This is a genomic window from Paraburkholderia yinzeri (assembly GCF_046581065.1).
Lineage (GTDB): Bacteria > Pseudomonadota > Gammaproteobacteria > Burkholderiales > Burkholderiaceae > Paraburkholderia.
In genome coordinates this window covers 843,151-855,372 of the sequence record NZ_JBFOCJ010000003.1, presented here as the reverse complement: position 1 = coordinate 855,372, position 12,222 = coordinate 843,151, and the positions used below count along the sequence as shown (strand labels likewise).

Annotated in this window: 9 protein-coding genes; 3 read left to right on the top strand and 6 right to left on the bottom strand. The window is 67.0% G+C overall.

Annotated elements, in window-relative coordinates:
* Positions 1-4 precede the first annotated feature (4 nt).
* Positions 5-976: a helix-turn-helix domain-containing protein gene (locus tag WJ542_RS30665; RefSeq protein WP_411193291.1), complete on the bottom strand. Its 972-nt coding sequence runs from the start codon at positions 974-976 to the stop codon at positions 5-7.
* A gap of 96 nt (positions 977-1,072) precedes the next feature.
* Here WJ542_RS30665 and WJ542_RS30660 point away from each other — a divergent pair, with 96 nt between their 5' ends.
* The 3 genes from WJ542_RS30660 to WJ542_RS30650 all read left to right on the top strand — a co-directional run bounded on the left by WJ542_RS30660 (position 1,073) and on the right by WJ542_RS30650 (position 6,059).
* A complete protein-coding gene (locus WJ542_RS30660; protein ID WP_411193290.1) occupies positions 1,073-2,320 on the top strand; it encodes a DUF1479 domain-containing protein in 1,248 nt (415 codons plus the stop codon).
* 168 nt (positions 2,321-2,488) lie between these two features.
* Positions 2,489-4,318 (top strand): sensor domain-containing diguanylate cyclase, encoded by a 1,830-nt coding sequence (locus WJ542_RS30655; protein ID WP_411193289.1) that lies wholly within the window; start codon positions 2,489-2,491, stop codon positions 4,316-4,318.
* Between the two features lie 130 nt (positions 4,319-4,448).
* The gene (locus tag WJ542_RS30650; RefSeq protein WP_411193288.1) at positions 4,449-6,059 is read left to right on the top strand and encodes an EAL domain-containing protein; all 1,611 of its coding nucleotides are present in this window, start codon (positions 4,449-4,451) and stop codon (positions 6,057-6,059) included.
* A 51-nt stretch (positions 6,060-6,110) separates the two neighbouring features.
* Here the strand turns inward: WJ542_RS30650 and WJ542_RS30645 are convergent, their stop codons facing one another.
* The 5 genes from WJ542_RS30645 to WJ542_RS30625 all read right to left on the bottom strand — a co-directional run bounded on the left by WJ542_RS30645 (position 6,111) and on the right by WJ542_RS30625 (position 12,205).
* Positions 6,111-7,055, bottom strand: coding sequence for an ABC transporter substrate-binding protein (locus WJ542_RS30645; protein WP_411193287.1), 945 nt, complete (start codon positions 7,053-7,055; stop codon positions 6,111-6,113).
* A gap of 104 nt (positions 7,056-7,159) precedes the next feature.
* On the bottom strand, positions 7,160-8,179 hold the full coding sequence (locus WJ542_RS30640) for an ABC transporter permease subunit (RefSeq protein ID WP_411193286.1): 1,020 nt from the start codon (positions 8,177-8,179) through the stop codon (positions 7,160-7,162).
* A gap of 40 nt (positions 8,180-8,219) precedes the next feature.
* Positions 8,220-9,776: a sugar ABC transporter ATP-binding protein gene (locus tag WJ542_RS30635; protein ID WP_411193285.1), complete on the bottom strand. Its 1,557-nt coding sequence runs from the start codon at positions 9,774-9,776 to the stop codon at positions 8,220-8,222.
* Entirely contained in the window at positions 9,760-11,013 is a 1,254-nt protein-coding gene (locus WJ542_RS30630; RefSeq protein WP_411193284.1) for an ROK family transcriptional regulator, read from the bottom strand. Before WJ542_RS30630 ends, WJ542_RS30635 begins: the two co-directional genes overlap by 17 nt.
* A 172-nt stretch (positions 11,014-11,185) precedes the next feature.
* On the bottom strand, positions 11,186-12,205 hold the full coding sequence (locus WJ542_RS30625; protein WP_411193283.1) for a zinc-dependent alcohol dehydrogenase family protein: 1,020 nt from the start codon (positions 12,203-12,205) through the stop codon (positions 11,186-11,188).
* Positions 12,206-12,222: the final 17 nt, after the last annotated feature.

Below are 12,222 nucleotides of genomic sequence, written 5' to 3'. Positions count from 1 at the left end.
CGTTTCATTCTCTTCGGGTTCGGGCGGTGGCCGCATCGCCTGAACTCCCTCGCCGCGAGAGCGACGGCGACCGCTCCGTGAGCCCGGGTCCCGTTGTCTGTCGTGCGCGCCCGGCCGCGTATTGCGCGCGCCAATCGATCGGCGTCGTCCCCTTCATCGCCCTGAATTGCCGGTTGAAATTCGCCACGTTCGCGAATCCCGAACGCACGGCGATAACGGACACCGGCAGCGACGTATCGGCAAGCAACCGGCACGCGTGCCCGATGCGCACGCGCGCGATATACCGCCCGACACTCTCGCCGATATGCTGCGCGAATTGCCGCGCGAGCGTGCGTTCGGAAAGCCCCGCGGCCGAGCCGAGATCGGCGAGCCGCAGCGGCTGTGCGAACTGCGCGTCGATCATCGCGAGCACGCGATTTAGCCGTTCGGGCTCGTGCCCCGAAGGCCCTGCCGTGCGCCTATTGAAGGCGCTGGGCGAAGCGAGCGTGGCGCCCGGCGCGTCGGCGAGCGCGCACAGGATTTCGAGCGTTGCGGCCAGCCGCGTGCGCGGCGCTTCGGAGAGCAAAGCATCGAGCCGCGCGCGCATCGTCCCACCCGCCGCCGCATCGAAGGCGAGCCCGCAGGCGGCCCGGCGCAGCAGCTTGCGCAGCGGCGCGTACTCCGGGCAGCAATCGGCCAGGCGCCGGGCCCATTCGCCGTCGAACCATACGACGATCGCCACCTGCGGCTGGCCGGCATCGATCGAGCGGTTCGACGCCCACGTATGCGGCAGATCGGGCGGCACCAGCACGAGGTCGTCGGCTTCGTAGGCGCACACGGCGTCGCCGATATAGCGCTTGCCGTGGCTGTTCATCGTGAGCGTCAGTTCGTACTCCGGGTGATGGTGCCACTCGAACGGAATGCGCGGCAGGCGCCGGTGGTAGACGCGCACGGAACATTGCTCGCCGAATTCCACATGCTCGTAGGCGGGTTTCATGGCTGAATGTGCAAAATGTTTGTCAGGATAGTATCACCCATGGAACGCGCCGGCGCCTATGCTCCCGATTACCGTACAACGAGACCGGAGACAGGCATGGCAGCGTTGCATATCGAGGATCTTCCCGCGGCGATCCGTGCGGCAAAGCGCGAGTTGCGCGAGCAGTTGCCGAACTATCGCGAAGTGTTCGCCGAAGTGGAGGCGGCCATCGGCGAGGAGGCGCGCAGGATTGCCGCCTTGCGCGAGCGCGGCGAGCCGGTGATTCCCGAAATCGACTTTCGCGATATCGCCGAAGGGCGCGTGAGCGCCGCGCAGATCGAGGCGCTGAAGGCGCGCGGCGCCGGTGTGATCCGCAACGTGTTCGACCCGGCGCGCGTGGCGCAGTGGGATGCGGAGATCGCGCAGTACGTGGAGCGCAACGATCTGGACGCACGCCTTGCGCACCGGGCAGAAGATCGCTATTTCGGCCAGTTGCAATCGAGCCGGCCGCAGATCTACGGCATCTACTGGTCGCGGCCCCAGGTACTGGCGCGCGAGTCCGTCGAGCTCACGATCGCGCGCGTGTTCCTCAACCGGCTCTGGCGCAGCGAAAGCGAAGGCCGCGTGCATTTCGATCCCGAACGCGTGCCCGTGTACGCGGACCGGCTGCGCCGGCGGCCACCGGGTTCAGCGTCGCTCGGACTGTCTGCGCATTGCGACGGCGGGTCTGTCGAGCGCTGGATCGACGCCGGTTTCCGCAAGGTGTACCGACATGTTTTCGCGGGCGACTGGCGGCGCTACGATCCTTTCGACGCGGCCTGGCGTCCCGACGTCGGCGAGATTCCATCGCCGGCCGTGTGTTCGATGTTCCGCACCTTCCAGGGGTGGACCGCGCTCACGCCGCAGGGGCCAGGCGACGGCACGCTGCAGCTCGTGCCGATCGCGAATGCCATGGTCTATATCCTGCTGCGCGCATTGCAGGACGACGTTGCCGAAGACGACCTGTGTGGCGCAATGCCGGGCCGCGCGCTGTCGATCCGGCCCGAGTGGCATGCGCCTCTCGTTCAGGCGCTTTCGTCGATTCCGCAGATGAATGCCGGAGACACCGTGTTCTGGCACAGCGACGTGATCCATGCGGTGGAGGACGAGCATCGCGGCACGGGTTACAGCAACGTGATGTATATCGCGGCGGCGCCGGCTTGCGCGAAGAACGATGCGTATCTGGCGCGCCAGTTGCCGAGCTTCCTCGAAGGCACGAGCCCTCCTGACTTTCCTGCCGACCATTTCGAGGTCGACTTCGTGGGGCGCGCGGGGACCGATGACCTGACGCCGCTGGGTCGTTCGCAACTCGGACTCGACGGCTGAAAGACCGTCCCCGACGCCGGGCAAGGCCCGGCTTGGCAGTCGTCCCGGGAGTGGCGCGGATGCAACGTGCAGGCAAACCAATTAGTGCTACGAATTCGTAACCGGCGCGCTATATACTGGCCGCTAGCCTTTTCGTCGCGAATGCGCGTTTCGCCTGCCACGCCCACCATGTCCTCCCTCTCCGCTACGCCGTCCCTGGTCGACGCACAGGCCGTCCCGCCGGCCGTCCGCCCGGCGGCGGGGGCATGCGACGCGCCACTCGATGCGCTGATGCGCCTGATCGAATGCCATTTCCGTGTGGCCGCGGCTTGCGCAATACCGGGCGAGCCGGCCGGCAACTGGGCGGGCGCGGCGCTCGACTCGCCGTTGCGCGAGGCACTGCGTGCGTTGCAGGAGACGGGAGAGGCGCCGTGGACCGGCGAGCCGACCGTGGTGGCGGACACGGGCGCGGAGCCCTCGTGGCGCAGCTGCCTGAGCACGACCCGTGCGCTGCCGTTTCGCTTCGTTGCCGCGTGGCCGCTGCAGGGGGCGAACGGGGAACGCATCGGCAGCTTGTGTCTGATCGACTACGCGCCACGCGTGCTGGACGAAGCCGAGCGCGCGAGCCTTGGCGACTTCGCGCGCCTTGCCGCGGCGCTGGCCGGCCCGCAGTTGATCCCGCAAGCGGCCCAGCAAGCGAATCCAACAGCGAAAGACCGCGAACTCGAAGCGCTGCGCGAGCGCGAAGCGTGGCTCGCGCTGGCCATTGCGGGCAGCGGGACCGGCATCTGGGATCGCAACGTCGTCACGGGCGAGATCCGCTATTCGACCGGCTGGAAAGCGATGCTCGGCTATAGCGAAGACGAGGTGACGAACCGTATCGAAGACAGCTACCAGCGGCTGCATCCCGACGATCTCGACTACGTGAAGGCCGCGATGCAGGCGCATTTCGAGGGGCGCACCGAGAGTTACGAAGTGGAGCACCGCATCCGGTGCAAGGACGGGCGCTACAAGTGGATCTGCAGCCGCGGCAAGGTGACGAGCCACGACAGCGAGGGCCGCGCGCTGCGCATGATCGGCACGACGACGGATGTGACTTCCATGCGCGAAATGTCCGAGCGGCTGCGCGAGTCCGTCAATCTCATCACGAATCTCACCAACGAAGTGCCGGGTCTCGTATTCCAGCGCCGCAGCCTGCCCGATGGCTGCGTTTCGTTTCCGTACGCGAGCGCGGGCATTGCGGAGATCTACGAGCTGACGCCCGAGGCCGTTGCGCACGACGCCGCCTGCATCGAGGCGCTGATCCACCCGGACGACCTCGAAGCGTATCGCGCATCGTTCGCGGAGTCCGCCGCGTGTCTTACGCCATGGCGCCTCGAATACCGCGTGCGGTTGCCGGTGCAGGGGTTGCGCTGGCGGCAGGGCGATGCGAAGCCGCAGCGGCTGGCCGGCGGCGTCACCGTGTGGCACGGCTTCATCACCGACGTCACGGAACGCAAGCGCATCGAAGCGGAGCTGCAGGAGTTCGCGACGACCGATGGGCTCACGCGGCTCGCCAATCGCCGGCACTTCATGGCGCGCTTCGACGCGCATTTCGCGCGCCTGCATCGCGCGGGCGGTCCGGCCGCCGGCGTGCTGATGTGCGATCTCGACCATTTCAAGGCGATCAACGACCACTGGGGGCATGCGGTTGGCGATCGCGCGCTGCGCCACTTCGCCGACATGCTGCGCATGGAACTGGGCGCCGCCGATATCGCCGGGCGCATTGGCGGCGAAGAGTTCGCCGTGCTGCTGGGCGGCTCGGGGCTGGCGGGCGCGTGCGCGATGGCGCAGCGCATCCAGCGCCGCCTCGCGGGCGAGCCGCTCACGTGTGCCGAAGGGTTCGTACCGCTGACGGTGAGCATCGGCGTCACGGAAATGAGCGCGGCCGATCCGAATGCCGAAGCGGCGCTCTCGCGCAGCGACCTTGCGCTCTACCGCGCGAAGAAGAACGGACGCAACCGTATCGAATGCGCCTGAGCGGCGCTGCGCTTCCAACGTTAAGAGACGTTCCGCGCCGCACGGCATCGAGCCGGTCGCGCCGCGCGCATTGGTGTATGTTGTGGCGAAACGTCGTATCCAACGCCGCGGTGCGGGTGGGGAGGATGGCTTGTCCTGGCTTTCGCCCATGGTCCGGCCGGCGCTCGCGCGCGGGTCGCGCCGTTTCGCTCTGGTGCTCGCGGCGATTCTGCCGCTGGTGCTTTGCCTCGTCCTGACGCGCTACGAATCGGCAGGCATTGCACGCCGCGAGGCGCAGCTCGCTTCGGCCTTTATCGTCAACCAGACGGTCGCGATCGTGCAGGAGGGGCGCAGCGCCGCGCAGATTGCCATTCCGATAGCGGTTGAACCCTGCGACAAGGCGATGCCGAAGCTGGCGGTCCTCACCGCTGCGTTGCCGTATATCCGCACGCTGAATCTCGTGGAGAACTCGACCTTCACGTGTTCTTCGGCGCTCGGCAGGCTGTCCATTCCGCTCGATACGTTCGTGAGCGACGCGGGCCGTGCGACGGGCGGCACCTGGATGCTGATGGTGGGCGAGACGCCGATGGTGCGCGACCGTCAATCCTTGCTGATCGGCGAACCGGCACCGGATGGACGGGCCGTGGTGGCCGTCGTCGACGAACGTTACCTGCTCGATCTGCTGCGCGCCGCCGCGCCGCTCGACGTCTTTCGCCAGGCGGAGCTGCGGATCGGCGCAGGGCAGCCGCTCTATGAAGGGAGTTCGAGCGTACCCGTCGACGGCAGCCCCTTGCTGACCGACGTGCGCCGGAGCCTGGGCGGCAACGTGGTCGAGCTGCGCATCTACGGGCTGAAATCGCGGGAGCGGGCGATATGGTTCGGTCTGCTTGCGAGATACGTGCCGTGGGCCATCGCGATCTCGGTCCTCCTCGTCTGGCTGCTGCGGCGGCTGCAGCGCAGCGGCCAGTCGCGCCGCGAGCAACTGCTGCGAGGCATGCGCGCCAACGAATTCCACGTGAAGTATCAGCCGCTCTACGGCATGGAAGCCGGCCGCTGCACGGGCGCGGAGGCGTTGCTGCGCTGGGTGCGTCCCGGCATAGGGGAGGTACGGCCCGACGAATTCATCCCGGTGGCGGAAGAGGAGCACGTGATCGTACCGATCACGCAACACCTGCTCGGGTTGATCGCGCGCGACCTCGCCGTCATGGGCTTGCCTGAGGGTTTTCACATCGGCATCAATTTCTCGCCGGAGCACTTGTCCGGCGAGCGCCTGGAGCAGGATGTGCGCGCCCTTCTTTCGGCGACAGGCAAAGCGGGGCCCGGGATTGTCGTCGAGATCACGGAGCGCAGCCTGATGAAGAATACCGCTCAGGCGAAGAAGAACCTCGAAACGCTGCGCGCCGAAGGCGTGGGGGTGGCGATCGACGACTTCGGCACCGGCTACTGCTCGCTTTCCTACCTCGAACAGTTTCCCTTCGATATCCTCAAGATCGATCGTGGCTTCGTGCTGACGATCGATGCCGAAGGGCGCAGCGCCGTGGTGCTGGACGCCATCATCAACCTCGCGCACCAGCTCGGCGCCCAGATCGTGGCCGAGGGCGTCGAAACGCAGGCGCAGTTCGACTACCTTCGGGCGCGCGGCGTGACGTTCATCCAGGGGTTTCTGTATGCGACGCCGATGACGCCTGCCGCGTTTGCGCAGTGGTATCGCGCGAAGGGCAAGAGCGCCTTTCCGGAAACGTCTTCGGCGCTGGCGCATTAGCGGCCGCCACGGCCGGACCGGGTCCGGCCGCGGGCATGCGCCTCGTCGCGATCAATGCGGCGACGACCAGCCCTTGTAGCTGCCCACGTTGTCGCGCGTGATGAGCTGCGGCGCCATTTCGATCAGCGGGTTGGCGGGCTTCTTGCCGTTCATGATGCCGTAGCCCACGTCCACGGCCGTTTGCGCCATCTTCCAGGGGTCCTGGCTGGCCGAGGCTTGCACGAGCGTGTCGGTCTTGAGCGCGGTTTCGATATCGGGCGCGCCGTCCACCGACGTGATGACGATACCGCTGCGATGCAGTTGCTTCGCGGCGAGGTCGCTGCCAATCGCCTGCGGGTCGTTGATCGTGAAGACCCCGTCGAGTTTCGGAAAGCGCGTGAGGTAGCCCAGCATCGCGTTCATGCCGCCGTCGCGCGAGCCTTTGCCGTCCTGGTCGTCGGAGAGGATCTTGATGCCCGGTGCCTTCGCGAGCACCGACTTGCAGCCGTTCACGCGGTCGATCACGGCGGAGACCTGCGGACCGTTCTCGATGATCACGTTGCCCTTGCCGTTGAGCTTCTTCACCATGTAGTCGCACGAAAGCTCGCCCGCCTTCACGTTGTCGGTTTGCACGGTAGCGTCGGCGCCGGCGGCGCTCACGTCCACGGCCACGACCACGATACCGGCCGCGCGCGCCTTCTGCACGGCGGGCAGGATCGCCTTCGGGTCCACGGCGTTCAGGAGGATCATGTCCACGTGCGCCGAAATGAAGTTGTCGATCTGCGTGAATTGCTTGTTGAGGTCGTAGTCGGCCGAAACGGCGGTGACCTTGGCGTTGGGGCTGATCTGCTTCGCCTTGGCTTCGGCGCCGTTCACGATCGTCACGAAGTAAGGATTGCCGAGCGAGCCGACGGTAACGCCGATGGACTTCAACTGCTTGTCCGCGGCATGGGCGCCTTGCAGGGCGAACCCGAGGGAGAGGGCTGCAGCGGCGAGGACAGCTTTCTTTTTGAACATGGGTTGTCTCCAGAGAGGTCCTGTTATTCGATCCGGGGCGCGAGAGGACCGCTCGCGCTCCGATGATGCTGTATCGGAGAAACGGATTGTCTGCCCGGCGTGCGTCAGGTACGCGCCGAGCCGCGCTGGCGGTAGCGGTCGAGCGCCACGGCGCCGACGATCACGAGGCCCTTGATGATGTATTGCCAGATGTCCGAAACGCCCAGCAGCACGAGGCCGTTCGAGAGCACCGCGATGATGAGCGCGCCGATGAGCGTACCGATGATCGACCCCACGCCGCCCACGAAGCTCGTGCCGCCGAGGATCACGGCCGCGATGGCGTCGAGCTCGTACGACTGGCCGAGCTGCAGGCCGTTGGCGGCATAGAGGCGGGCAGCCGACATCACGGCGCCAAGGCCGGCAAGCAGACCCGAGACGGCATACACGAACAGTTCGATGCCCCAGACCTTGATGCCCGAGAGGCGCGCGGCTTCGGGGTTGCCGCCCACCGAATAGATGTGCAGGCCCAGCACGGTGCGGCGCAGGACGAACCAGGAGACGGCCACTACGGCGAGCGCGATGATGACGAGCCAGGGAATGCCCAGCACCGTGCCGTTGCCGATGAAGGCGAACGACAGTTGCGGATTGAAGATCGTGGTGTCGTGACCCATGAGGCGCGCGATGCCGCGCACGGCGGTGAGCGAGCCGAGCGTCACGATAAAAGGCGGCAGGCGCAGGAACGAGATGAGCGCGCCGTTGACGACGCCGAAGGCGAGGCCCACGGCGAGTGCGGCGGGTATGCCCAGCCAGCCCCAGCCCGGAATGTTCGAGCCCAGCATGGCAGCGACGGCGCCCGCGGCGAGAATCGAGCCCACCGAAAGGTCAATGCCGCCCGTGAGGATCACGAAGGTCATGCCGGCGGCCAGCACGATGTTGATGGATGCCTGCTGCGTGACGATCGAGAGATTCTGCAGCGTGAAGAATCCGTCGGTGAGGAAACCGAAGCCTACGCACAGCAGCACGAGGACCGGGAGCATGCCGGCGGTGCGCATGAGCGACTTCATGCGGGCGCGATGGCCGTCCAGTGCGCCGGCGCTCGCTTGCGCCTGGGCGGCGGCGCCGTGACGGGGAAGAATGTTTCGCATGTCGTACTCCTGATTGAACGTCTCTCGTGTTCGTGTAAGGTCAGGCCGCTTCGTCCAGCGCGGCCTGCGAGCCGGTGGCCAGTTCGATGATGGCTTCCTGGGTGATGGGCTTGCCGGTGTAGCCGCCCAGCTCGCCTGCGAATACGCCTTCGCGCATGACGAGTACGCGGTCGGCCACGCCGATGACCTCGGGCAGTTCGCTCGAAATCACGATGATGCCGACGCCGGACTTCGCAAGGTCGTTGATGATGCGATAGATCTCCGACTTCGCGCCGATATCCACGCCGCGCGTGGGCTCGTCGAGAATCAGCACGCGCGGCTGCGTCTCCAGCAGGCGCGAGAGCAATACCTTCTGCTGGTTGCCGCCCGAGAGCGCGCCCACGTTCACGCGCGCGCTCGGCACGCGGATGGAGAGCGCGCGGATGGAGTCCTTCGCGCGCTGGGCGCCGCGCGCGCGGTCGAGCACGCCGAAGTGCGCGTCGCGCCCGCACACGGCGACGTTGATGTTGTCGCGCACGCTCATGTCGAGGAAGAGGCCCTGGTGCTTGCGGTCCTCGGTCAGATAGACGAGGCCCGCGTTGATGGCGTCGCGCGGCGTGTGGACGTGGAGCGTGCGGCCGTCGATGGCGATCTCGCCGCTCGTGCGCGGCTCGGCGCCGAAGATCAGGCGCGCCAGCTCGGTGCGGCCCGCGCCCACGAGCCCCGCAATGCCGAGCACTTCGCCCGCGTGCAGATCGAGGCTGCAGCCGCGTACGCGCCGGCCGTCGGCGACGTCGCGCACCGTGAGCACGGCCTTGCCCGGATCGTAGGGGGCGTGCGCCTTCTTGTAGAAACCGGAGATGTCGCGGCCCACCATCATGCTCACGAGGCTGTCGGCATTCAGGGCCTCGCGCTCCAGCGTGCCGACGTAGGTGCCGTCGCGCAGCACGGAAACGCGGTCCGAAAGCTCGTAGACCTCGGCCATGCGATGGCTGATGTAGATGATCGCGAGCCCTTCTTCGCGCAGTTGCAGGATGAGCTTGAAAAGACGCTCCGTTTCGCGCGAGGAGAGCGGGGTGGTGGGCTCGTCCATCACGAGAATGCGCGCCTGCGAATGGACCGCGCGGGCGATCTCCACGAGCTGGCGCTCCGCGATCGAAAGCGAGCCGACGAGGGTGGCGGGCCCGAAGGTCGCGCCGAGGCGCGTGAGCACGTCCTCGCACTCGCGCTCCATGGCCTTGCGGTCCACCCTGCCCCAGCGGCCGCCGCCTTTGCGCAGCTCGCGGCCGGCGTAGATGTTTTCGGCAACGCTCAGATTCGGCGCGAGGCTCAGCTCCTGGTAGATCACGGCCACGCCGAGCTCGCGCGCGGCGAGCGGGCCGTCGATCTGCACGGCCTTGCCGTCGATGGCGATCTCGCCGCCTGGATCGGCTTGATAGGCCCCCGAAAGAATTTTCATGAGCGTGGACTTGCCGGCGCCGTTCTCGCCCATCAGCGAGTGCACTTCGCCGGCGCGTACCGAAAGGCTCACGTTGTCCAGCGCACGCACGCCGGGGAAGGTCTTGCTGATGCCGCGCATCTCCAGCAGCGGACGCGACGTTTCAGTGTGAGACGACATGGCTAGCCTCCTGCGTTTGCGCGCCGGCACCCATCAGGATGCCCGCACGTGGCGAAAAATTGTAGAACATGGGGAGTGTGGCGGCACCCAGCGCGCCCGCATCGGGGCCGAAGGTGCCGCGCACGAGTTCGGGAGTGCCGCTTGCCTCGGGGGCCGTCGCCGCAACCGCGACGGCGAGGCGACGCATGAGCGTGTCGATGAGGCCGGCGTCCACGTCGGCGTCGAGCACGACGGCCGGCAGGTCCAGCACGCACAACGACGCACGCAGGGCGGGCGCGAGTGCGTCGACGCAGTCGTCGAGCCACTCCTCCACGGCCGGGTGCTTGTGGGCGATGCAGGCTTCGAGATCGGCGCGGCTGTCCACGGTCTCGCCGTAATGGCGCAGATGCCGCCGCAGCGCGATCAGCGAGGCGCGCGAGAGCAGGATGTCCCATTTGCCGGGGGGCTGGGCCGCGGAGGGCAAGCGGCTGGGCGGCACCGGCATCACGGCGAAATCGCCCGCGTTGCCGGTGAGGCCGCGCACGCAGTCGCCGTCGATGGCGATGCCGCCGCCGATGGCCGGGCCGAGGAACAGGTAGATGAAGTCGTCGCGCTGGCGGCCGCAGCCGTAGAACAACTCCGCAATCGCGGCGGCGTTGCCGTCGTTTTCGCTGAAGACGGGCAACCCCAGCGCGCGGCCCAGTTCTCCCGCGAAGTCGACGTCGTTCCAGATGCTGAAGGGATCGGCCGGCAGTCCCAGTTCGCGCAGCCAACTGCCAAGGTTGTACGGCTGCGCGACGCCGATGCCGGCGAGGCGGCTCCGCTCGCGTGCGTCGAGCCGCGAGAGCAGCTCGCGGATGTCGCGCTGCACGATCTCCTGGGCGACGGGGGGCAGCGGCAGCGGCATGTCGTGCGAACGCCGCTCGATCATCTGGCCTGCGAAATTAACGAGCACGGTTTCGATGCTCGTGCGGTCGAGCCGTACGCCGATGGCGAACGCCCCGCGGGGGGCGAGCCGCAGGAGGGAGGCGGGCTGGCCGCGCTGGCCTTCGAGGCGGCGGCCCGTGACTTCGATGAGGCCGTTTTCGATCAGCGACGTGATGATGCTGCCAATTGCCGTGCTGGTGAGATTCGCGAGACGCGCAAGATCTGCCTTCGACGCCTGGCCGGCGCGGCGCAGCGCCTGCAGCACGAGGCGCTCGTTGAAGCGGCGGACGTTGGCCGAATTGCTGCCCTGGCCGACATGCGGACTTCTCACGTGTCTCCTCCGTCATTAATTAAATCAACATGATTTATTTAATGACGGAACGGAGGATGTGTCAGCCTGGGGAAATCCCGGTGGGGGAGACGAAGTCGTTGGTCACGGCGTTGATTGCCGGCCAGAAGACGCTGTCTGCAGGTGTTCTGGTCGACTATTTTCCGACCCTGATCTACTCCGCTACGCGTATCACCACCTTCCCGAAGTGCTTCCCACCTTCCAGCCACGCATAGGCTTCGGGCGCTTCGTCGAACCCGAACACACGATCCACCACGGGCCGGATTTGCCGTGCAGCAACCAGATTCGCCACGTCTTCCAGCATCGCGCGGCTGCCCACCATGACGCCCTGCAGCCGCCGTATACCGCCGATCACGGGCAGCAACGGGAGTTCCGGCCCGGCGAAGCCGCTCAAGCCACCGATGATCGAGACGATCCCGCCCATCTTCGTTGCCGCTACCGAGCGCGGCAGCGTGTCCCGGCCGCCCACTTCCACCACGATATCGGCGCCGGCGCCTTCCGTGAGGCAAAGTACTTCGTTCTGCCAATCAGGTGTGGCGCGATAGTTGATCGTGGCGTCCGCGCCAAGCTGGCGTGCGCGTTCGAGCTTCTCGTCGCTCGACGAGGTGATGATGGTGCGCAGCCCGGCCGCGTGCGCGAGCTGCAGCGCCCAGATCGAAACACCGCCCGTGCCGAGTAGCGCAACGGTTGCGCCGAGTCGCGCGCCACCGTCTGCGAAAAGGGCGTTCCAGGCCGTGATGCCCGCGCAGGAGATCGTCGCGGCTTCCTCGTAGCTCAGGTGCGCCGGGATCGTCACAAAGGCTTGTTCGTCGGCGACGAATCGTTCGGCCAGCACGCCGTCCACCTGGGCGCCGGGCGATACCCGCACTTTCGAACGTGTCGGGCCGCCGTCGATCCAGTAGGGAAAATAGTTGTTGATGACGCGGTCACCCCGCTTGAAGCGCGTGACCGCGCTGCCGACTTCCACCACCTCACCCGCGCCGTCCGCCACGGGTACGAGCGTCGCGTCGCCAAGGCCGAGGTAGTCGCCGCGTGCGTACATCAGATCGCGGTAGTTGAGCGAAGCCGCATGAATCTTCACGACCACCTCGTGCGGTTCCGGCTCGCGGACTGCGGCATTGGTACGGGCGAGCGCGGCGACGCCGCTGCCGGCCTTCAGTTTCCATGCATTCATTGCTGCTCCCGGTCAGG